Below are 22,072 nucleotides of genomic sequence, written 5' to 3' on the forward strand. Positions count from 1 at the left end.
TGCTTTTACGCACTCTTTTTTCTTACCTTAATCTTAGAAATCGAAGTTATCAGGATCTGGACCAACGCGGTGATTTTGATTTAACGCATCGATTTTTTCCATATCTTCTTTCGTTAATTCAAAGTTAAATACATCAGCATTTGCAATAATGCGGTGTTCTTTCGTTGATTTTGGAATCGTAATCACTCCATTTTGAAGATCCCAACGTAAAATAACTTGCGCTGTTGTTTTGCCATATTTCTCAGCAATCTCTTGTAATGTTTCGTTATCTAATAATTGACCTTGCATAAGTGGTGACCATGCTTCCATTTGAATACCTTGTTCTTTACAGAAAGCTTGTAATTCTTTTTGTGTTAAACGAGGGTGGTATTCTACTTGGTTAATCATTGGCTTAATTTCTGCATCTTTCATTACATCTTGTAAGTGGTGAATTTGGAAGTTACTTACGCCAATTGCACGTACGAGATTTTCTTTATAAAGTGTTTCTAGCGCTCTCCACGTATCTTTATATTTTCCTTCTACAGGCCAGTGAACAAGATATAGGTCTAAATACTCTAGTTCTAATTTCTTTAAGCTCTCTTCGTATGCAGCAATTGTTTCTTCGTATCCTTGATCTGCGTTCCATACTTTTGAAGTGATAAATAATTCTTCTCTTGAAATACCAGTCGCTTCAATACCTGCACGGATTCCTTCACCTACAGCTTTTTCATTTCCGTAAATTGCAGCTGTATCGATGCTACGGTATCCTGCTTTAATCGCTGATTTTACAGCTTCTACAAGTTCTGGTCCTTCTTCTACTTTAAATACACCTAAACCGAACCAAGGCATTTCTACACCATTATTTAATACTGTTTTACTTTGTAAGTTTTTCATTTTATTTTCTCTCCTTTTATTTTACTTGATCTCTTTTTTCTAATGTCATGCTCCACGCTGTTAAAATCACAGCACCTACTACCATAATTCCGCCTACCCAAGCCGTATGAATTAATCCTAACGAGTTCGTTACAATACCGCCCAAGTAAGCACCAAGAGCAATTCCTGCGTTAAATGCTGCGATGTTAATCGCCGATGCTACATCAACAGCGCTAGGTACAAACCTCTCAGCCAAGATAACGACATACACTTGTAGCCCTGGGACATTCATAAACGCAAATAGTCCCATAAAAATAATTGTAATGAATCCAGCAACTTTAAATGGTGCTGTAAATGTTAAAACAAATAATACAATCGCTTGAATAAAGAACATGTAAAATAACGCTCGAATCGGATTATGATTTGATAATTTTCCACCGACCATATTCCCAATCGCAATTGCAATTCCATACACTAACAAAATAATTGTAACGGTACTTGCTTTAAATCCTGTTACTTCTTGTAATAACGGAGATAAATACGTAAATGTTACGAACGTTCCCCCATATCCTAATGCAGTAATAATAAATACAAGTAACAGTCTTCCATTCGTAATCAGCTTAAATTGATCGCGAAATGATACAGACGTACCTTTTTTTAAATTAGAAGGAATTAGCATACTATTGGCGATTAAAGCAACAATTCCAATGGCCACAATAACAATAAACGAGGCTCTCCAGCCAAATTGTTGACCGATAAACGTTCCAATTGGCACACCTGTAATAGTCGCAACTGTTAATCCAGTAAACATAATCGCAATGGCACTTGCACGTTTATTCTCAGGTACAAGAGCAGCCGCAATTGTAGATCCAATTGACATAAAAACACCATGTGCAAATGCAGATACAACCCTCGCAATAAGTAACACAGTAAAACTTGTTGCTACTGCCGCAATGCCATTACCAATAATGAAAATAATCATAATCCACATTAATAACGTCTTTCTCGACATACTAGCTGTTAATGACGTTAATACTGGAGCACCAAACGCTACTCCTAATGCATATAAAGAAACAGTTAACCCCGCTGTTGTAACAGAAACATGTAAATCCTCTGAGATAGATGGTAATAAGCCGACACTAATAAATTCAGTTGTACCAATTCCAAACGCACTAATTGCTAGTGCTAATAAAGCAAACATACTTCTCCGATTCGTCTGTACTGCCGAAGAAGATACTGTATATGAATTCAATTGAACTCCTCCTTAATGCGAGAAATCCAATCATAATAGTATGATAAAAAGGCCTTTTTATCTTCTACAAAAATAACTTTACTGTTGATATACGCTATTATGAATGGCTTTACTCTTTTTTTGAAGAACGCACTTAAAAGTACGATAGGTACCTAAAAGTAACATAGGCACTTTTTAGTACCGTACTACTCATTTCCCTCTTACGTATGCTATTATGGAACATATTCAACATGATAAAAAGTACGTACTTTAAAGTGCTATAGGCACTTTTTAGTAACATTTAATTATTTAGCTTCTTTTGTTGGAGAACTTAAATCTACATTCATCAAAGGAGATTTTTATATGAAAAAATATAATATTCCCGTTGAAGCGACTTTAGAGGTTATCGGTGGAAAATGGAAGGTTGTTATCCTTTGTCATCTAACGAAAGGCACAAAAAGAACGAGTGAACTAAAACGTTTAATGCCTGGGATTACACAAAAAATGTTAACTCAGCAATTACGTGAATTAGAAGACGATGGGGTCATTCAAAGAAAGGTATACAATCAAGTACCACCAAAAGTAGAATATTCACTTACAGAATACGGTTGGTCTTTAGAATCCATTCTTGATTCTCTTTGTACTTGGGGCGAATGCCATCTTGAAAAAAGCGGTAACACATCGATGCTAATTGTAGAAGGTGAATAATAGGAAAAAGGAAAAAACGAACATGAATTTGTTCATTTTTCCCTTTTTTTCTTTATATGTATATACATTTCTAACTGGAACAAAATATTTTATACGCTTTCATACCTTGTCAGTACTACGTTATACACTCAATATCAAATAATTAGGAATCATTTTTATGTTAACATAGGTGCATATAGTATATAATATAGGATATATATTATATACACTTTCCGGTAGCGGAGCTTTTCCATTATGCGGACAAGCCATGTATCGGACAGTTCATAAATGATAAGTGAGACGTTATGGTTTTAGATTTATGTTTGCAGCTTACTTGCTGTCGTAAATTTAAAGGCATTTTATTGTGTTTTGTGAAACTTTGTATAAAGTTTCGCAAGCGTTTACTATCTTACTTATCAAAAAATAAGAGTATTGCTATCGTAAAGGAGAATTGGAGATGCCAGAAACTATGACTCAAACAAAGCCAGAACAAGAAACTGTACAAATTTCTGCTAGCCAAGGACAACTTGATGTACTTGATCAGTTGTTAAAACCTGAGGTACAAGAATCATTAACAACACTAGTAGAACAGCTTCCAAAATTAACTGAGCTTGTTAACATTTTAACTAAATCTTATGACTTCGCTCAAACTGTTGCTACTGATGAAGTATTAAAAAGCGACACTGTTGGTGCAATTACAGAGCTTGTAGAACCTGTAAAAGATACAGTGAAAAGCATGGCTGCAACTGCAATCGAAGCGAAAGATCGTGCTGAAGAAAGCAACGAAGTTATCGGCCTATTCGGTCTTTTAAAATTACTAAAAGATCCACAAGCACAAAAAATGTTCCGCTTTGTGAACGCATATCTTCAAATTAGTGCAGAACGTAACAATAAATAATTTAACTTATAACAACAATTAGTAAAGACGGGGGATATCATACTATGTCAAAACAAATTGTCATCTTAGGCGCTGGTTATGGCGGTCTTCTTGCCGCTTTAAACGTACGTAAATATTACAGCAAATCAGAAGCACAAGTTACAGTGATTAACCAATACCCAACACACCAAATCATCACTGAACTACACCGCCTTGCAGCTGGTAACGTGTCTGAGCAAGCAGTTGCAATGCCACTTACAAAGCTTTTCAAAGGGAAAGACATCGATCTTAAAATCGCAACAGTTGAGTCATTCTCAGTTGATAGCAAAGAAATCAAACTAGCTGGCGGCACTACTTTATCTTACGATGCACTTGTAGTTGCTTTAGGAAGTAAAACTGCTTACTTCGGTATTCCAGGACTAGAAGAAAACAGCATGGTATTAAAATCTGCTGCTGATGCAAACAAAATCTACAAACACGTTGAAGACCGTATTCGTGAATATGCGAAAACGAAAAACGAAGCTGATGCTACAATCGTAATCGGTGGTGGCGGATTAACTGGCGTTGAGCTAGTTGGTGAGCTTGCTGACATTATGCCTAAACTTGCAAAAAGCCACGGCGTAAATCCAAAAGAAGTGAAACTTCTTCTTGTTGAAGCAGGTCCAAAAATCCTTCCAGTATTACCAGACCACTTAATCGAACGTGCAACTACTAGCCTAGAAGCACGCGGCGTTACATTCTTAACTGGTCTTCCTGTAACAAACGTTGCTGGCAACGAAATCGACTTAAAAGACGGTCAAAAACTTGTTGCTAACACATTCGTTTGGACAGGCGGCGTACAAGGTAACCCACTAATCGGTGAATCAGGTCTTGAAGTTAACCGTGGACGTGCAACAGTTGATGCATACCTACAATCTACTTCTCACAAAGACGTATTCGTTGCTGGAGACAGCGCTGTTGTCTTCGCTCCAGACGGACGTCCATACCCACCAACTGCACAAATCGCTTGGCAAATGGGTGAGTTAATTGGATACAACTTATACGCAGCACTAGAAGGCAAAGCATTCGAAGAGTTCGCACCTGTAAACTCTGGAACACTTGCTAGTCTAGGACGTAAAGATGCGGTTGCTACAATTGGAGCAAGCAATACTCCACTTAAAGGCTTACCAGCATCATTAATGAAAGAAGCAAGTAACGTTCGTTACTTATCACACATTAAAGGTCTATTCAGCTTAGCTTACTAATCTGAATATAAGCCCGAATCATGCCCTGCATGGTTCGGGCTATTTTTATCCGTAATTTTCTCTAACTTATTTATTCGTCAAAAAAATTATATACCCTTTAAATTTATCTGAATATACTGACTTTTTACAATGAAAGCTGTCCCGTTCGGAACAGCTCTTATTGTCGCTTTTTGTCGGTAAATCGATATATTGGGAAAATCGCTGATATATTCGGATTTGCGCTGATATATTTCAAAAATCGCCGATATAATTCGAGTTACGGTCGATATATTCGAAAAATCGCCGATATATTTTCCAGCCTTACTTATTATCCTAATTTCACAAGACTGTAGTTCTTCTTCCCTTTACGAATAATAATAAATCTTCCATCAAACGAATTTTCTACAGTAACATCCGTACCCACATCTGTTACTTTCTCACCATTCATAGAAATCGCACCATTATTAATGTCCTCGCGTGCTTGTCGTCTAGATGGTTCGATTCCTAAATCGACTAGCCACTCTACGATGTTTTTCGTCTCTTTTGAAGACTGAAATGTTGGCATTTCTTTAAAGCCTTGTTCAATTTCATCAGCTGTTAACGATTTAATATCTCCGCTAAATAACGCTGCTGTGATTTTTTCAGCTTGCAGGAACGCCTCTTCTCCATGAACGAATTTCGTCATTTCTTCTGCTAACACTTTTTGTGCTTCACGTTTATGAGGCTCCGCTTCTACCCTCGCTGCTAATTCATCAATACGCTCTTTCGTTAAGAACGTAAAGTATTTCAAGTATTTAACGACATCACGATCATCTGTATTTACCCAGAACTGGTAAAATTCAAACGGTGTCGTTTTTTCAGGATCAAGCCAAACCGCACCACCTGCTGATTTACCAAACTTCGTACCATCCGATTTTAATAATAATGGAATCGTTAATCCGAATACTTTCGCCTCATGACCTTCTAACTTACGAATTAAATCTAAACCACTCGTAATATTTCCCCATTGGTCACTGCCACCAATTTGAAGTTGAACATCCTCTTTCGTGTATAAATGATGGAAGTCCATCGCTTGCAAAATTTGGTACGTGAATTCTGTGAAAGAAATACCTGTATCTAAACGGCTTGCTACAATATCCTTCGCTAACATGCTATTGATGCTAAAGTTTTTCCCGTAATCACGTAAAAACTCAATAATATTTATTTCATGTGTCCAATCATAGTTATTTACCATCTTCACTTCGCTATTTCCGCCAAAATCAAATAGCTTTTTCATTTGTGCTGTTAGCGCATCTACATTATGCTGAACCACTTCTAACGTTTGAAGTTGACGCTCTGATTGTCGTCCACTCGGATCACCAATTGTTCCTGTTGCCCCGCCAATTAAAATAACAGGATGATGGCCAGCTAATTGGAATCTCTTCATCATCATAAACGGAATCAAATGTCCGATATGCATACTATCACCAGTTGGATCAACTCCGCAGTATAGTGAAATCTTTTTCCCTTCTACTAGCTTACGTAAGCCTTCTTCGTCAGTCTGCTGATTAACGGCGCCACGCCATTCTAATTCATCAATAATATTCATCTTTTGTCATCCCCTTTATTTTTTAAAAACAAAAAAGCCCCTATGTCTACGATAGACATAGGGACGATTATTCACCGTGTTACCACCCAGTTTGCATAAATAGCATAGCTACTCATACCACTCTTAGCAATAATATCGATTGCTAGTCCGCTTAGCATTACCTAAGATACTCCAGAGTGTAATTCGCAAGTTTGTTTGTGCTAGGTTACAGCAACCCCTAGCTCTCTCGTTAACAGTGACAAACTGCTACTGGGCTCTTTCAACGTATGTTATTTGTTAAATTATTAGCCATTATATTGAATCGAAAACAAATTGTCAACAATACCCAAATATTATTTTAAAATAATTCATATCTTCATACGTATTTCGTTATTCTTTATCTTCTCCAATAATCCTTACTTCTCGCTCCAACTTCACGCCAAATTTCTCTTCAACTGTCTTTTGTACGAAATGAATTAAATCGATGTAATCTTGTGCTGTTCCGTTATCAACATTCACCATAAATCCAGCGTGTTTTAAAGAAACTTCTACTCCACCAATTCGCTTACCTTGTAGTCCTGAGTCTTGAATTAACTTACCAGCAAAGTTATTTGGTGGGCGTTTAAATACGCTACCACATGAAGGATATTCTAGAGGCTGTTTTGACTCACGTTTAAACGTTAAATCATCCATTTTGGCTTTAATTTCTTCATGTACACCTTCTTCAAGTTCAAATCTCGCTTCAAGAATAATGTAATGGTTGTTCGCAAATACACTCTTACGATATCCAAATTCAAATGCTTCTTTCGTCAAAGTACGTAGCTCTCCATCACCTGTCATTACGACAGCTTCTGTTAATACAAACGAAATTTCACCGCCGTATGCACCAGCATTCATATATAATGCTCCGCCAACTGAACCTGGAATACCACAAGCAAACTCAAGACCCGTTAAATTATGGTCTAAGGCAATACGTGATACGTCAATAATTGCTGCACCACACTGTGCTACAATCGTCGTTCCTGTTACAGTAACATCTGTAATATGAATTAAACTTACTGTAATCCCGCGAATTCCACCATCTTTAATAATGACATTCGATCCATTTCCTAAAAACGTAACTGGAATATTATATTCATTCGCATATTTGATAACTTCTTGAATTTCATCATAATTTGTAGGCGCAACAAAAACATCTGCTTTTCCGCCAACTTTAATATGCGTATGATTCTTTAACATTTCATCTTGTTTAACATGTCCTTCAGGCAATACCGTACTTAAATATTTATAAACCTCTTGCATATTCATTTTACGATTCCTCTATTTCTATATTCATTTTATCCCGTTATACGGGCCCATAATATCCCCACGTACATGAAAGAACCTAAAGTGGTGGATACAGTGTACCCAAAATCAATTCGAGACACCTATAAACCTCTTAATTTATAAGAGGTGCCACTCATATTAAAATATATATTGCATAATAAAGCAACCCAAATGGACTACTAAACTTGACATGTCATCAGAAAGACAACAATTTGTAAAATATGTGACTTTTTCAAAACACTATCCCTCAGTATCTTACTATACCATACAAAAATAAAGTGGTATTTTTTTGTACTTTTTACTTTATTTACATCAATGAAAAAAGAGCACATCCGACAGAATGTGCTCTTTCTATACTCTTTATATTACTTTTCGTTCTCTTCTTTTTCTTTATCAAACCATAACAGCTCATCGTTATCAACTTCACCATTATAATTGATTAAAATTTCTTCTCCTGCTTTTATATCTTTATAAGCATAGAAGTTAAATGTATGATTCTCAAAAACGATGTCATACGTTGCATTCGGTGTATATGAATGATTAAATAACATACCATATCCTAAAAGGATTGCCGTATGATTGATCCCATACTCAAATGCGTAGTCAGCAAGTAACGTCTTCTCAATATGTTCATGCTGTTCATTCGGATAAGAGATAACTGGTGCGGCGTGTATCAACTCACCCTTTTTAATATCACGAGTTGCAAATACACCTCTATTAAATTCTCCATCACTAAGTTCAGAAGTCTTAACTTCGATCATATGCGTCACCTATATAATTCTTTCTTTGAAGTATTTTATTCCGCTATTTGCGGATAGCTTGATTGGTGAGGGCTAATAATCAGTATGTACTAGTCTCACTTTATCTCCTTAAGCTTGGCAGAAAACGCGCAGAAAAGCAATTAAATTCCTATCAAGTATTCGTTTCAATGAAAAAAGAGCACATCATTCGTGCTCTTTCCAAGTAATATTACTTTTCTAAAATATCTTCTAACAACTTCACTTGCTCGCTAACAGTTTGCAACGTCTTCACTGACGTATCATTTCGATATTTTTCTTCTTCCACACTCGCTAGCACTTCTTCTGTAGCTGTAGAAGTTTGCTGAATTACGTTAGAAGCATGCGTAACATCCTTTACGATATTCGTCGTTTTAACTTGGAAACTTTCTTGATGAACAACAACCTCTCGCATTACTTCATTAATTGCATCAATAAACTTCCCTAAATCAGTTACATTTGTTAAAACACTTGCTAACATCTCGTTACATTCTTCTTGTACTCTTTCTGACTTCTCTACCTGCACTTCTACCTTACTTGCTTGATTACTAAACTCCTTCAAAATCCCTTGAATTCTTCCCGCAGAACGATTTGATTCTTCAGCAAGCTTTAACACTTCACTCGCTACAATAGCAAAACCTTTTCCATGCTCGCCTGCCCTCGCAGCTTCAATATTTGCATTTAAAGCTAGCAAACTCGTCTGACTTGAAATATTCGTTATTACATCTACAATTTCATTAATTTGTTTCAATTGCATCATTAAATCTCTAAATATAATTCCAGACTGTGAAACAACATCATTTAAACTTCTCATGTTAGTTTCAAAATTTCTTAAAGTATGTACACTACCCTTTGAAATTTCTAAACTTTCATCCACACGAGCCGATGCAGTTCTTACTTGAGAGATGATTTGTTCAATATTTACCTCCATATCATTCAATACTTCTACCGAGCGATACATCATCTCTGATTGTGATTGCGTACCAACTGCCACCTCTTCAAAGGCAAAATTAATCTCACTCATCGATTCCATCGACTTGTTCATATTTTGTCTTAAATGATTGAAATTACTATCTAGTTTCACAACTGTTTCTTCAATAAGCCTTTGCGTCTCTTCTAGCTCTTGTGCTTTTCTCATTACTTCTTGCTTCTCATCACTTAAACGAAGGAGCAGATTAGAACCGATTTTCGTGACGCCCCACATAGCGATTGTTACAATCGCTAACAAACTTGCAAAATTAGCAGCTTCAGACGAGGCTGTATAAGCAAAGAATTGCTCCGGCCAATAGCTACAAAGGATAAATGTAATCACAACAGCTACCCCGCCAAGAATTAAAATAAGGCGCTCACTTAAGTAAATAAGTGAAACAGCTAATGTGAAATAGACCATTTGAAATACAGCCGGGCTTTCATTAAAAGCTTGTACCATAATGTAAGACATTGTAAGCAACATAAATGTCATGATATATTTATACACTGATTCCATACTTTTTATAAAAGTAAAAATCGTTCCAAATGCAACGACAGAAATACCACAAATCCAAAACGCTATTGCTCTCTCTGTAAAAATATATCCATAATACCCAATTGCGATTATCCCAAGGAAGAAACTACAAATCGTTATAAACAGTAATAAATGATTTTTCTGTGATTCTTTCTCAAGGTTAGAAAAACAAGTCCTCTTTAACCACTCCATATGAAGCCCCACCTTCTACTTATACATATCAATTACTTCAGTTTAAATACCGCACTCACTGGGTTATGATCGCTATTTTCAAACTTTAAATCTTTCCCTTGTACTTTTACAATCTCTACATTCGGTGAAACGATAAAGCCATCAATAATAGTAACGAAATTTTCACCTTCTACATATTTCTTCACATCATCTCTCACAGTCATAACAGACGGATCTACAGCCCACTTAAAGCCACCGTCCGTAAAGTCCTTCGGTAACTCTACTAACCACTCAGGACGCTCTTTCACGAACTTTGGATCACTTAATTGAGCGTTCGAAACTAATTGATTCCAATCTCCACCCATTATTACGTAATCACCTTTTTCATAATGTTTGTTCATATATTCTTTTAAATACTCTACTTGCTGTTTTCTAATTTTCCCGCCTTCATCATAAGCAGACAAATGTAAATTTACGAGTCTAACATGTTTCCCATTATTAACAGGAATTTTATATTCCACAATTGCTCGATCTAAATCAAACAAACGCTTTGGCCAAGGCTCCATTCCAGGAAGCTGGAACCTCTTCGCTTCTTGAACAGTGTATTTAGAAAACGTACTTAATCCAGCCTCCGCATATCCCATTGGATTTGTTATTGGCACTGGAACCCATTTCGTATCGTAGTTCTTGCCAAATGACGAAACATAATCAGGTAATCCTTTTTTCAAAAATTCATGTCCATTTACATCAAATGAACGAAGTGACTTTATATCAACTTCTTGTAATAGTGCAAAATCACTATTCTCATTTTGTAAAAACGAAAGCATATTCTTTAAATTAGTTTCCGTTTGCTCTTTACTACTTGAACCAGATCCCTTTCCGCCATCCATAAAGAAATCTTGATCCTTATCTAATCCAGCATATCCAATATTAAATGTTGTAACTTTAAATTCATGTCCAGTCGCTAATACGCGCTCCTTATTATTCTCCACCTTCAAGGCTATAACATCAACAGGCTGTTCTTTAGTAAGTGTCATATACGCTAGAAATCCCCCTACAATGCCCGCTACCACTAAAACACATGTAAATACGATTTTTAAAAATTTCTTCAAATAAATGACTCCTTTTCACGCGAATTTATTTTTCTTTATTTTCAGTCAAATAAAACAAAACGACACACATAAGAAACATTTTATCATAATTAAAACCGTATATCATTATATTTAGTTGATAAGTAATCAATCCCATTTTAATTACTTAAAAAACCTTCAGACATCAAAAAAAAGAAAAGTTACACCTACCTCCTCACTGGAAATTAAACGGTATTTTTAGTACACTATATGTAATAATCATAGGCGATGGAGTTCGCCATAAACGCTGCTTAGCTAATGACTCCTACCAGTATATATACTGGTAGGAGTCTATTTTTTTGAGCAAGCTATTTAAAGAGGTGAGAAAATTGATTTATATTATCGTCGGCATTGCCGGTATATTAGGAGCTCTTTCTCGTTATTATTTAGGTCTTAATATCACCACATTTTGGCATCATTCATTTCCATTAGCAACATTACTCATTAACTTAACCGGTTGCTTCTTCTTAGCGTGGCTAACTACTTATATCGCTCGGCTAAACATCTTACCTTCAGAGATTATCACAGGCATCGGGACTGGATTCATCGGTTCCTTTACAACTTTTTCAACATTTAGTGTAGAAACTGTGCAATTGATCAATCATTCTGAGTGGAGTATAGCCTTCTTATATGTATCATGTAGCATACTTGGTGGCCTCATTATGTCTAGTCTTGGCTATACACTTGGAGATTTCTTAATTAAGAAATCTCTTACGGAAGGTGATTACTCATGATAGAGGCTTTATTAGTCGCAACAGGAGGATTTTTCGGTGCGATTACACGATTTGCAATTAGCAATTGGTTTAAGAAAAGAAATAAAACACAATTCCCACTTGCTACATTCCTTATTAACATAACAGGGGCGTTTTTACTTGGATATATAATTGGAAACGGGGTCACTACAGGCTGGCAACTACTATTAGGTACTGGATTTATGGGGGCATTCACAACATTTTCGACGTTTAAACTAGAATCTGTTCAACTCCTCAATCGTAAAAACTTTAGCACATTCCTTTTATACTTAAGCGCTACTTACATAATTGGTATCGCCTTTGCATTCCTTGGAATAAAGCTAGGCGGAACATAAAAAAAGCGACTCTAACCAGTCGCTTTCTTTCATAAGAAGTATGTCCCGCCATATGGAATGGAAAATAAACCAGCTGGATGTACATCGTAATGTACAATTTGCATCGGAAGCTGTGAATACGGCATATACTGACTTTGCATCATTTGTGCAAAATATGCTTGTTGTTGCATTTGAATAGCTTGATTCACAGCATGAATAGTTCCCTGTGCCCCAGCCAAAGTAATAGCTGCTCCTACTTGTCTTCCATTATAAAAATGATGGTTCATCATGATTCATCTCACTTATTCTTTTTCTTCCATATGGTATGTTTCTATTTCATAGTGAGTGTTTTGTCCCTATCTATTGTCCTTTTTCAGCTTTGAAGTAATAAATCCAAATAATAATACACCAATACCACTAAGGAACAATACATAACTTATCGGTACTAGGAAAAAGAAAGGTTCTTCAAGGAATCCATCCGCTCCTACTTTACTGTTTGAAGCATGTATAGTTAAAGAAATAATTGCTAAAATCATGAAAGAAATAGCTACTACGTATTTATTTTTCATTTCAAATTCTCCTCTACTCGTGTAATTCTCCTTGGATCGTTAACATCATATTATCTAAAATGGCATTAACAGTCAATAAGTATTTATCGTTTAACAATAAATACTTATTAATTAGACTAATAACAAAAAGGTTTGCAAAGCATCTTAAATCACTTTGCAAACCTTCTAAATTATAAAGTGAAACTTTAATCAGCTCTCACCAATTGGGCGTTTACGGGCAGCCCGACTCGCAAATAACGGAATAAATCTTTACGCTTCAAACCTCTTGCTTAATACAACATACATTGCGCAAAATAGCACAAATATCCCAGCATAAATTAACAAAATCTCTACACTAAACATATCCGACAATGGACCAAATATTATCATTCCTAAAGGAAGCGCACATGAATTCGCAATTTGTACAAGGCTAAACATCCGTCCGTGCATTGATGGTTCTACTTTCTCCTGCAATAACACAGTAACTGGTGTATTGAAGCACGGCATTGTTATACCAATTAAAAAGTTAAATACTAAATACATAATAAATACCGGAGCGATCCCTAGTCCAATCATAAGCAGTCCATATAATGCACAAGCTAGCGCTGTTGTATGCATACGATTACGAAAACCACCCCATGCCGCAATCAATATGCCACCAGCTGCCGCACCCGCACTAAAGGTCATCTCACTAGCAGTAAGTCTCCACATTTCAGCCCCGAAAGAACGAGTTACCATTAAAGGTGTTAAAAAAGCAGCTGGACTTATTAAAATCATGACGATAATCAATAAAACGATTAGCCTTTTAATAAATACATTTTCTTTTAAATAAGAGAACCCTTCTTTAATTCCTTGTAGATTAGATTTTTGCTTACTCTCTACATTCACATGTCCTTTCACCTGAATGACAAACATAATACTAATTCCAAACATAGCTGTAATAACATCAATAAAAAATGTTGTTTCAATGCTGGCAATAGAAAGAATCACCGCACTTGCTGCTGGAGAAAGAAACATAATTAAAGATGTAATACTGCTATTTATTCCATTTACTTTCATCAGATACTCTTTCGGAACGATTTGCGGAATTAATGCATTCACAGCTGGCGTTTGTACTCCTGTTCCAGCTGAACGAATGAGTAACACAATAAAAAGTAACCAAATACTTTTATATCCTGTTAAAAATAAAATTGCTAAAACTAACGTCGCAATCGCTATAATCCCGTCCGATAACATAATCATCTTTTTGCGGTCATAACGATCAATCCAAACACCTGCAAACAAAGATATCGCAATTTGTGGTAGAAAACCGCAAACAGTTGAAATAGTCAACATCACTCCTGATGATGTTGTAAGGGTGATATACCATATAATCGCGTATTGCACGAGAGAGGAACCGAACAACGAAATAGTTTGAGCGGTCAAAAATAATATAATTTTCGTTTTCCAATTGTTTTCACTCATATGTTTCACACCCCATTAACTAATCCCGTCTCTATATGAAAAATGCTATCTGCCCAATCAAGATAAAAACTCGCTTCGTGAGATACGAGTATAATGCTGCCCTTAAACTTAATTAGCGCCTTTTGTAAAGCTTCCTTCGCTTCTGCATCTAAATGATTTGTCGGCTCATCTAAAATTAAGAAGTTACAAGGTGATAGTAATAATCCACACAGTTTCACCTTCGATTGTTCACCACCACTTAACGTACGAATTTCTTGCGAAACGTGCGTATCCTTCACACCACACGCAGCTAAATGATGGCGTATTTCCTTCATATTCAGTTTAGGAAACTGTTCTGAAATAATTTGAAGCGGAGTTAAAGAATCATTGCTCCAATTTAAATCTTGCTCATAATATCCAATCTTTATTTGCTCTGAAAAGTGAAACTCTCCAGAAATACTAGCAATATTTCCAACGATTGTTTTTAATAAAGTAGATTTCCCTACTCCATTGAAACCTGTAATAACAAGTTTTTGCCCACCCATTACTGAAAAATCCAACTTTGGTAAGAGAGCGAAGTCATAACCAACTTCAAGGTTATTTACTTCAAGAACTGTCTGAACTGAAATGGGAAGTTCCTGAAAATGAATAGACGGTTTATGAGTAAAACTTGGTGGCGCAATTCTTTCCATACGCTGCAATTGTTTTCGACGACCTTGCGCTATTTTTGAATTCACCCCGGCAATATTTCTACGAATATACTCTTCCGTTTTTTCAATTTTCTTTTGCTGTGCATAATATTGGCGAATATAATCTTTTCGCAAATGCTCCTTTTGTCTTACAAAATCTAAGTATTTGCCATAATACTTCTTAACCGTTCCGAACTCTACATCACATATGCAAGAAGTCACTTTTTCCAAAAAATCAAAATCATGTGATACGACAATAAACGCTCCTTCAAACTTCATTAAATAATTAGCAAGCCACTCCACATGCTCCTTATCGAGAAAATTCGTCGGTTCATCTAGTAATAAAATATTAGGCTCTTCTAATAAGAGCTTCGCTAAAATTACCTTTGCACGCTGACCTCCGCTTAATTCACCAATAACACGATCCATCCCAATCACATCAATACCTAGACCAGCTGCCACCTTATTTATTACGCTGTCTACTGAATAAAAATCACGAGCCTCCAGCTGCTCTTGCATTTCAGCTGCTTTTAGTAGTTGATTCTCATCTCCAGTCATCGCACTTTCTTCATATAACTTGTTCATTCTCTTTTCCATTTCATACAAATCATAAAAGGCTCTCTTTAAATATTGTGAAATGGTATAACCCTCATCAATTTCAGCGTATTGATCAAGATGCCCAATTTGAATATTGGGTTGCCACTTTATGTCTCCCTTATCAGGAATAATTTCCCCCACTAATATTTTCATTAATGTGCTTTTTCCTGCACCATTCTGTCCAACAATTCCCATATGCTCCCCTTTATGCAAATCAAAAGAAGCATTTTCGTATAATACTTTATCTATAAAACTATGTGATAAACTTTCAACTTTAAGTAAACTCATTTTTATTCCTCTTTTCCTGAAATTAAAAAAAGCAGAGAGATAGCGTCATTCGACACTAGCCCTCTGCTTCGTGGTTTTTCCTATACTACTCCAATTTACAGTAAAGACTCATCAGAATAATATACACAAAGGGCCATAGACAAAGCATTGTCTATGGCCCCTTAATCTATTTTATACACCAGCTGAAAAACCATAACGAAATAAGCATAGATATACTATACTTTTTTCGAAAAGTTATTCAGCCGATGAATATAGGGGATTTAAACCCCTTGATTAAGCTCCGTACAACGCTTCACCGTATACATTTGTGCGGAGCAAAGTTTTCTAATGAGTTTTACAAATTTTATATAAAGCATATTCTGCACCTTCCTTAATACTTAAAAGGGATTTTAGCATACGGTTTTACGAAGCGTCAACATTACTTCTGAATCTTTCAACTACTTGTTTTCAAAATATTGCTTCTGAAACATACACATTCTTATCGCATTATGATAGTTACCATCAACGAAAAACTCATCGATAAGCTCACCTTCTACCATAAACCCAACTTTTTTATAAACATGTACTGCCTTTTCATTTTCCTTATCCACAACTAAATATATCTTATGCATATTTAGTACAGAAAAAGCGTAATCCATTGCTAAACGCGTCGCATCCACTGCATAACCATATCCTTGATAATTCGGATCAATAATAATTTGGAATTCTGTTCTACGATGAATATAATCAATTTCTACTAACTCAACTAATCCAACCATTTCATTGTCTTTCTCAACGATAAATCGGCGTTCGCTTTGATCATGTATATGTTTATCGTATAAGTCTTGCAGCTCCACAAATGCCTCATATGGCTCTTCAAACCAATACGACATAATGTGCGCATTATTATTCAGTTCGTGTACAAACTTTAAATCTTCTCGTTCTAATGGACGTAACTTCAATTCCTGATTCATTCCTATAACCTCCAAGTAAAAAAACCTCTTCACTTAATTTCTCAATTTTTTTCGATTTCAAACGCCCTAATTTCATTGTAAACTTTCAAGCAACTTGAAGGTCAAGATGTAAAAAAGTAGTGCAAACTTACGTCTGCACTACTACTCTTTTCTCAAATCTCTCATATTCGATATGTATAAAGCAATAACTAAAACAAGAATTGCTCCCGCGTATAATAACGTCTCCATCGGTTCCTCATGAGACACAATAATCAACCGAATTAAAGCCGTAATTCCGATATAAATAAAATAACGTAACGGGAAATGATAATTCGATTTAAAATACTTAATAATTAATGCAATGAACTCGAAGTATAAGAAATAGACGATGATACTTTCAACCAATTTATAAGACGTATACTCTTTTGACGAAAAAATATACTGCACAAACGTGATCGTCTCATTCACTAAGAAAATCGATAACACAATGGATAATATAATTAAAGCTATATTTAATATCCATTGCAAAATACTAGCTATAACATGATCGATATTAAACGACTTCATTTTATCTTTAAACTCCCCTTCGTATAAGTACTTATTTATTATAGCAAAATTACGATTGGAAAGAAGTTAAATCATATATTCGTCCTTTGTTGTTGCCAGTATAGGTGATGTTCATTGTGTGGAGGAGTCTTTTAACCGCAGAACTAGATTCCATATTAAGAAATTCCCTTAATTCGCTATTAGTAGTTATCATACTAAACAGAAGTGTGTAATCTTGTACAGCACGTAAATGAGCATGTTTAGACATACTATTGCAGTTTGAACAACGCCATCCCTGCTTTTCTTTTAACATCGCCATTATAAAACATTCCTCACACTGTACACCCTTTAGCAACTCCTCTTTTTTAATTTTATATTGTGCAAGAACATTTTGTCGTTGCGGAGTGTGCTCATTCATAATCTGGCCTATAAGTCCATTTATATTATCAATCACTTTTTCTTTATATTGATTTTTAATCTGTTTTATTCTATTAGGTAAACTTGCACTGTGGATAATTTTACTAGACAGTATTTCATCTGAAGTTTTAATAATTGTACGAGGGGAACTAATTACAACAAGGGATTCGATCGGAATATTATGTAAATCATGTAAATTCAGCCATTTTCTCAGTTGCATCTCTTGCCGTTTCAGTTGTAAAAGCGGATCTGGGAATCCTTCTTCCGTAGTACCATCTGCTATTCGAATAAGCTGATTGAACTTTGCATCAAAAATTAATGTACCAATAATATTTTTTATTTCAAGAAAAAGAAGAAAATAGGATGAAACTATGAGGGTATCAATTTGGAAATAATGTTTTTGATCAAATAACCTAATATCATGTAAAATACTGTATTCTGTTTCGGGTAAAAAACTAAGTGGATACTCAATCGCCTGCTCTCCTTTATAGCCGGCCATAAATTTCGCTAGACTTTCAACCACCACATTCCTTTTTGGATGATGAGCAGGCAATCTTCTAAGTAAAGCTTCTAATTGCAGCAAATATACGGGCATTTTCCGCTCTTTCACAATCATTTTTATCCCCCTCCAAAATATATCAGCGATTTTTCAAATATATCAGCGCAACTCCAAATATATCGGCGATTTTCGAAATATATCGGCGCAACTCCAAATATATCAGCGATTTTCGAAATATATCGGCGCAACTCCAAATATATCAGCGATTTTCGAAATATATCGACTTACCGACAAAAACCGACACAACATACACACATAAAATCTTATACACAGTATAACATCACATCTAAAATCGCAATGTAAGCATAATGTGTATACCCCAATGTGATTACGCCATTTTCAAAATGATAAATTTACATTCCCCTCATGTAAAAGACCTTTTTATAAATATGAACATTTTTTAGGAATTAGTTTATCTTTTTTTAATGTTTTATTTAGAGGCAGTTTATAGTCGAGTATTAACATAAGAAACGTAGCAACTAAGTTTATATATGACGCACTGCTACTATAATCGCAAACCGTACTACTTAAAATTATAAAATAAGGAGACGATAAAACATGAACAAAAAAACAAAAGCACTATCATCCATACTGCTCGGATTCACATTAGCATTAACAGGGTGTGCTGGTACTAAAGCTGAAGAAAATCATGGGAAACAAAAACAAGAACAAGTTGCTAAAGAAACAAAACAGGAAAACAAATTAACTAAAGGGCAAAAAATGGCTAATATTCTTAGCGAGACGAATTGGCAAGGTACACGAGTGTATGACAAAGATAAGAATGACTTAACAAAAGAGAATGCAAACTTCATTGGTCTAGCAAAATATGATGCGAAGTCAGGCAGATATGAATTTTTCGATGCTAAAACAGGTGCAAGTCGTGGCGATAAAGGAACATTCTTTGTCACAAATGATGGGAAGAAGAGAATATTAATTTCAGAATCAATGAAGTATCAAGCTGTCGTTGACATGACAAAACTAAATAAAAATGTATTTACTTATAAACGAATGGGGAAAGACGCTAACGGTAAAGATGTAGAAGTTTTCGTTGAACATGTTCCATATAAAGAAAAAGAACTTTCTTTCACTGATCCTGACAAGCAGCTGAACACGACTACAGGAGATATTGTTAAAAACGTTGATGGAGATAAAATTTTAGGCGGTACCCTTTGGCACGGAACAAAGGTATTAGACGAAGCTGGTAACGATGTAACACAGTTTAATTCGAATTTTATAAGTCTAGCAAAATTTGATGAAAAATCTAATAAATATGAGTTCTTCAATAGCGAAACAGGTCAAAGCCGCGGTGATTATGGCTACTTCGATGTTGTACACGAAAATAAAATAAGAGCCCATGTTTCAATTGGAAATAATAAATACGGTGCTGCTCTTGAGCTTACTGAACTAAATAAGAATAAATTTACGTATAAAAGAACTGGTAAAGACCAAGCTGGTAACGATATAACTATATTCGTTGAACATGAACCTTATAAAGGTGATATGAAACCACAATTTAGCTTTTAAAAACGTTTGATTAAAGAGCCTGTACTGAGTTACAGGATCTTTCTTATTAAGCAAGAGAACGAAAAGACGAAAAACATGTAGCTTTTCGTCTTCACAATATTCCCACCTTATAGTTGATGATTTACAAAACCTAAAAACATACCGATACAAAATAAAATTTGTGACTAAGTAAAAAGCGCCCTACTTATAGGGCGCTTTTTTTATACTTAATGACTAATACTAGCTGTTGGGTATAATGTTGTTCCTCCAATTGAAACTTTTATTTCATTTGTTAATGGAACGTTTTGTTCATTAATAATTGTTCTCCACCATTCCCATGCAAGACCTGTACATTCTCTTGCAACAATTTTTATATTTTTTGAGTTCGGTGGAAGTGGGATAACTGTAGAGTAATGAGCCGTTTTGTCTTTTCCGCTACCATCCCATGTTTTATGTGTTAGTACTTCGTTACCCTTTTGGTCAAATGTGAATTCATCCCAAGATACATCAAATTGAGCAACGTAAGCACCGTAATGATCAAGTGTCATTTTAGCACTTGAATATTCTGTAGTTGTCGTCTCAATATAATCTGTATTGTTATGAACAGCAGCAGTTGCATTATCTTTTAAGAAAGTACTTGTATATGAAATTGGGTATGCTGGATTTTTAAGACTTAATTCAGCATTATCTTTAATGATATTTCGGATTTCATTGAAATCTTTAGTAACAACCTTGTTATGCTCTTTCGCATCTCCGCCTAATACTACAGCAGTAAAGGTACTTTCTTCAAAAATATCTTTATACTGTCCACTTGCTTCAACGCTGTTATCCTTAAGTAAGGCTTTAAAAGCAGCTTGTACATCTTTACTCTTAGATGTTGTTTCTAATTTTACATAAATCGTTCTACCATAAGCTACATTTGAAACCATAACAGGTGGAGCCGAATTACTTACGCCTTTTCGAGTTAACTCATCAAAAGTAACACTATTATCAAAAAGGTCGGATGGATTGTTAGGTAGTTCAGCACTTACCGTATAAAATATTTGCTTATATGCGGCAACCATCACTTTTTTCTCTCCATTTGCAACCGCATTAAAATCAATGTTTAGACTGTTATCAAGATATTTAGCGTTAACATTAAGAGCACTTGCGATTTGTGATTTACTATAAACCATAGATTCCGTATACTGCATTCTTGCAGGTAACGTATGTGTTGTAGAATACTTTTCATTCCAAGTAGATACTAAATCGTCTACTGCTCCAGCTACATTACCATATGTCGGATTTTGGACAGTGATTGTATTTTCTTTTCTCATACCCGGTAAGTCTATACTAATATTCAGAGGCTTTCTCTTAGCCACTAATAAACTTGGTTGATTGTCTGCAAAAGCTTTATTTGCAAGTTGTACAGCTCCTGGGTACGTGCGATTCACTACAGAATCAATAATTGAAATATCGACTGGTGACGTTGTAAGTGATTTTTTCTCGCGTTCCACCACTACAAATTTACCATTTGAATTGATACTTTCTTTCGGAACAAAACTCTCTACTTTATCACCATTTATAGCTAAAACCTCTTGATTATTATATTTAAGATTTGCTATACCAGTATCAATGCCACTAGCATTTTTGGTTACATCAGTTGCATTACTTGCTTGTGTTTCTGCGAAGGAAATAGATGAATAATTAATAGTGCATAGACTGACTAATAAACATGCAAGGAACTTTCTTCTTTTAGTGTTTTTCTTAATATTCAGAAAAATCACCCCGTTCTTTTTTTAGTAAAATATGATAATGATTGATAAATGATAGCTAACTAATAAACTTACATAAATGCTTTTAAAAGTTCTTGAATTAACGGGATTACGCCACCTACAAATTTTAATACTGCCATTGCGATTTCCATATTATTTCCTCCTTTTTATTGCTACGAAAATGTAATTTATCTTTATGCCCTCATTATAGTGACCCCTTACACTTTTATCAATACACTCTGGTATGCAATATTACATAAAAAAAAAACAAGCTGAATTCTTTTAAAAAGTTATACAGAGATATTTTTTTCGTTTGGTACATACTTGAAAAGGTGAAGCATTCTTTTGCATTTTATGAGTAGTCACATAAAAAAAGCTGCTGCCTA

21 protein-coding genes, 1 riboswitch and 1 other annotated feature are annotated in these 22,072 nt (G+C 35.2%); of the genes, 6 read left to right on the forward strand and 15 right to left on the reverse strand.

Annotated features, from left to right (window positions below):
- Positions 1-33: 33 nt before the first annotated feature.
- Complete coding sequence (locus F3I02_RS27900; RefSeq protein WP_000793560.1) at positions 34-873, reverse strand: aldo/keto reductase; 840 nt, start codon at positions 871-873, stop codon at positions 34-36.
- 16 nt (positions 874-889) lie between these two features.
- On the reverse strand, positions 890-2,053 hold the full coding sequence (locus F3I02_RS27905) for an MFS transporter (RefSeq protein ID WP_003303256.1): 1,164 nt from the start codon (positions 2,051-2,053) through the stop codon (positions 890-892).
- A gap of 393 nt (positions 2,054-2,446) precedes the next feature.
- On the opposite strand from F3I02_RS27905, the gene F3I02_RS27910 reads away from it, so the two are divergent.
- The 3 genes from F3I02_RS27910 (at position 2,447) to F3I02_RS27920 (ending at position 4,891) form a co-directional block, all read left to right on the forward strand.
- Positions 2,447-2,791, forward strand: a complete 345-nt coding sequence (locus F3I02_RS27910; RefSeq protein WP_000760475.1) for a winged helix-turn-helix transcriptional regulator — start codon at positions 2,447-2,449, stop codon at positions 2,789-2,791.
- 436 nt (positions 2,792-3,227) lie between these two features.
- Positions 3,228-3,668, forward strand: a complete 441-nt coding sequence (locus tag F3I02_RS27915; protein WP_001115311.1) for a DUF1641 domain-containing protein — start codon at positions 3,228-3,230, stop codon at positions 3,666-3,668.
- A gap of 44 nt (positions 3,669-3,712) precedes the next feature.
- Positions 3,713-4,891, forward strand: coding sequence for an NAD(P)/FAD-dependent oxidoreductase (locus F3I02_RS27920; RefSeq protein WP_000043202.1), 1,179 nt, complete (start codon positions 3,713-3,715; stop codon positions 4,889-4,891).
- Between the two features lie 307 nt (positions 4,892-5,198).
- Here F3I02_RS27920 and tyrS read toward each other — a convergent pair whose 3' ends face one another.
- The 5 genes from tyrS to F3I02_RS27945 all read right to left on the reverse strand — a co-directional run bounded on the left by tyrS (position 5,199) and on the right by F3I02_RS27945 (position 11,326).
- On the reverse strand, positions 5,199-6,458 hold the full coding sequence (gene tyrS, locus F3I02_RS27925; protein ID WP_001021124.1) for a tyrosine--tRNA ligase: 1,260 nt from the start codon (positions 6,456-6,458) through the stop codon (positions 5,199-5,201).
- Between the two features lie 56 nt (positions 6,459-6,514).
- Positions 6,515-6,730, reverse strand: a binding site (T-box leader).
- 97 nt (positions 6,731-6,827) lie between these two features.
- Positions 6,828-7,745: a UDP-N-acetylmuramate dehydrogenase gene (murB, locus tag F3I02_RS27930; RefSeq protein ID WP_196478647.1), complete on the reverse strand. Its 918-nt coding sequence runs from the start codon at positions 7,743-7,745 to the stop codon at positions 6,828-6,830.
- A 383-nt stretch (positions 7,746-8,128) separates the two neighbouring features.
- Positions 8,129-8,524, reverse strand: coding sequence for an SET domain-containing protein (locus F3I02_RS27935; RefSeq protein WP_000573649.1), 396 nt, complete (start codon positions 8,522-8,524; stop codon positions 8,129-8,131).
- 208 nt (positions 8,525-8,732) lie between these two features.
- Complete coding sequence (locus F3I02_RS27940; RefSeq protein WP_000455076.1) at positions 8,733-10,235, reverse strand: DUF4077 domain-containing protein; 1,503 nt, start codon at positions 10,233-10,235, stop codon at positions 8,733-8,735.
- Positions 10,236-10,267: 32 nt separating this feature from the next.
- Positions 10,268-11,326, reverse strand: coding sequence for an endonuclease/exonuclease/phosphatase family protein (locus F3I02_RS27945; RefSeq protein ID WP_196478648.1), 1,059 nt, complete (start codon positions 11,324-11,326; stop codon positions 10,268-10,270).
- Positions 11,327-11,559: 233 nt separating this feature from the next.
- Positions 11,560-11,619, forward strand: a riboswitch (Fluoride riboswitch).
- A gap of 54 nt (positions 11,620-11,673) precedes the next feature.
- Here F3I02_RS27945 and crcB (F3I02_RS27950) point away from each other — a divergent pair.
- Positions 11,674-12,078, forward strand: a complete 405-nt coding sequence (gene crcB, locus F3I02_RS27950; RefSeq protein WP_000639317.1) for a fluoride efflux transporter CrcB — start codon at positions 11,674-11,676, stop codon at positions 12,076-12,078.
- On the forward strand, positions 12,075-12,431 hold the full coding sequence (gene crcB / locus F3I02_RS27955; RefSeq protein WP_000568589.1) for a fluoride efflux transporter CrcB: 357 nt from the start codon (positions 12,075-12,077) through the stop codon (positions 12,429-12,431). Before crcB (F3I02_RS27950) ends, crcB (F3I02_RS27955) begins: the two co-directional genes overlap by 4 nt.
- Positions 12,432-12,460: 29 nt before the next feature.
- Here crcB (F3I02_RS27955) and F3I02_RS27960 read toward each other — a convergent pair whose 3' ends face one another.
- The 7 genes from F3I02_RS27960 to F3I02_RS27990 form a co-directional block, all read right to left on the reverse strand.
- Positions 12,461-12,700, reverse strand: coding sequence for a DUF3947 family protein (locus tag F3I02_RS27960; protein WP_000980932.1), 240 nt, complete (start codon positions 12,698-12,700; stop codon positions 12,461-12,463).
- 66 nt (positions 12,701-12,766) lie between these two features.
- Complete coding sequence (locus F3I02_RS27965; protein ID WP_196478649.1) at positions 12,767-12,979, reverse strand: DUF3955 domain-containing protein; 213 nt, start codon at positions 12,977-12,979, stop codon at positions 12,767-12,769.
- 249 nt (positions 12,980-13,228) lie between these two features.
- Positions 13,229-14,422: an MFS transporter gene (locus F3I02_RS27970; RefSeq protein ID WP_196478650.1), complete on the reverse strand. Its 1,194-nt coding sequence runs from the start codon at positions 14,420-14,422 to the stop codon at positions 13,229-13,231.
- A gap of 5 nt (positions 14,423-14,427) precedes the next feature.
- Positions 14,428-15,975: an ABC-F family ATP-binding cassette domain-containing protein gene (locus tag F3I02_RS27975; protein ID WP_000054867.1), complete on the reverse strand. Its 1,548-nt coding sequence runs from the start codon at positions 15,973-15,975 to the stop codon at positions 14,428-14,430.
- 437 nt (positions 15,976-16,412) lie between these two features.
- Positions 16,413-16,928: a spermidine N1-acetyltransferase gene (gene speG / locus F3I02_RS27980; protein ID WP_001071092.1), complete on the reverse strand. Its 516-nt coding sequence runs from the start codon at positions 16,926-16,928 to the stop codon at positions 16,413-16,415.
- A 141-nt stretch (positions 16,929-17,069) separates the two neighbouring features.
- Complete coding sequence (gene psiE, locus F3I02_RS27985; RefSeq protein ID WP_000834707.1) at positions 17,070-17,474, reverse strand: phosphate-starvation-inducible protein PsiE; 405 nt, start codon at positions 17,472-17,474, stop codon at positions 17,070-17,072.
- Between the two features lie 49 nt (positions 17,475-17,523).
- Positions 17,524-18,486, reverse strand: coding sequence for a nuclease-related domain-containing protein (locus F3I02_RS27990; RefSeq protein ID WP_196478651.1), 963 nt, complete (start codon positions 18,484-18,486; stop codon positions 17,524-17,526).
- A 501-nt stretch (positions 18,487-18,987) separates the two neighbouring features.
- Between F3I02_RS27990 and F3I02_RS27995 the strand changes: the two genes are divergently transcribed.
- Complete coding sequence (locus F3I02_RS27995; RefSeq protein WP_001036598.1) at positions 18,988-19,953, forward strand: DUF4822 domain-containing protein; 966 nt, start codon at positions 18,988-18,990, stop codon at positions 19,951-19,953.
- 206 nt (positions 19,954-20,159) lie between these two features.
- Here the strand turns inward: F3I02_RS27995 and alo are convergent, their stop codons facing one another.
- Positions 20,160-21,698, reverse strand: a complete 1,539-nt coding sequence (alo, locus tag F3I02_RS28000; protein WP_000576722.1) for an anthrolysin O/cereolysin O family cholesterol-dependent cytolysin Alo — start codon at positions 21,696-21,698, stop codon at positions 20,160-20,162.
- Positions 21,699-22,072: the final 374 nt, after the last annotated feature.

The organism is Bacillus sp. SRB3LM (assembly GCF_015712745.1).
In the GTDB taxonomy this organism is placed as follows: domain Bacteria; phylum Bacillota; class Bacilli; order Bacillales; family Bacillaceae_G; genus Bacillus_A; species Bacillus_A thuringiensis_K.

Coding starts and splice junctions, on each gene's coding strand:
- F3I02_RS27940 (WP_000455076.1), bottom strand. CDS start 10,235: ATGGAGTGGTTAAAGAGGACTTGTTTTTCTAACCTTGAGAAAGAATCA.
- murB (WP_196478647.1), bottom strand. CDS start 7,745: ATGAATATGCAAGAGGTTTATAAATATTTAAGTACGGTATTGCCTGAA.
- tyrS (WP_001021124.1), bottom strand. CDS start 6,458: ATGAATATTATTGATGAATTAGAATGGCGTGGCGCCGTTAATCAGCAG.
- F3I02_RS27905 (WP_003303256.1), bottom strand. CDS start 2,053: ATGTTTGCTTTATTAGCACTAGCAATTAGTGCGTTTGGAATTGGTACA.
- F3I02_RS27900 (WP_000793560.1), bottom strand. CDS start 873: ATGAAAAACTTACAAAGTAAAACAGTATTAAATAATGGTGTAGAAATG.
- F3I02_RS27975 (WP_000054867.1), bottom strand. CDS start 15,975: ATGAGTTTACTTAAAGTTGAAAGTTTATCACATAGTTTTATAGATAAA.
- F3I02_RS27920 (WP_000043202.1), top strand. CDS start 3,713: ATGTCAAAACAAATTGTCATCTTAGGCGCTGGTTATGGCGGTCTTCTT.
- crcB (WP_000568589.1), top strand. CDS start 12,075: ATGATAGAGGCTTTATTAGTCGCAACAGGAGGATTTTTCGGTGCGATT.
- speG (WP_001071092.1), bottom strand. CDS start 16,928: ATGAATCAGGAATTGAAGTTACGTCCATTAGAACGAGAAGATTTAAAG.
- F3I02_RS27960 (WP_000980932.1), bottom strand. CDS start 12,700: ATGATGAACCATCATTTTTATAATGGAAGACAAGTAGGAGCAGCTATT.
- psiE (WP_000834707.1), bottom strand. CDS start 17,474: ATGAAGTCGTTTAATATCGATCATGTTATAGCTAGTATTTTGCAATGG.
- F3I02_RS27995 (WP_001036598.1), top strand. CDS start 18,988: ATGAACAAAAAAACAAAAGCACTATCATCCATACTGCTCGGATTCACA.
- F3I02_RS27935 (WP_000573649.1), bottom strand. CDS start 8,524: ATGATCGAAGTTAAGACTTCTGAACTTAGTGATGGAGAATTTAATAGA.
- F3I02_RS27915 (WP_001115311.1), top strand. CDS start 3,228: ATGCCAGAAACTATGACTCAAACAAAGCCAGAACAAGAAACTGTACAA.
- F3I02_RS27970 (WP_196478650.1), bottom strand. CDS start 14,422: ATGAGTGAAAACAATTGGAAAACGAAAATTATATTATTTTTGACCGCT.
- F3I02_RS27990 (WP_196478651.1), bottom strand. CDS start 18,486: ATGATTGTGAAAGAGCGGAAAATGCCCGTATATTTGCTGCAATTAGAA.
- F3I02_RS27910 (WP_000760475.1), top strand. CDS start 2,447: ATGAAAAAATATAATATTCCCGTTGAAGCGACTTTAGAGGTTATCGGT.
- F3I02_RS27965 (WP_196478649.1), bottom strand. CDS start 12,979: ATGAAAAATAAATACGTAGTAGCTATTTCTTTCATGATTTTAGCAATT.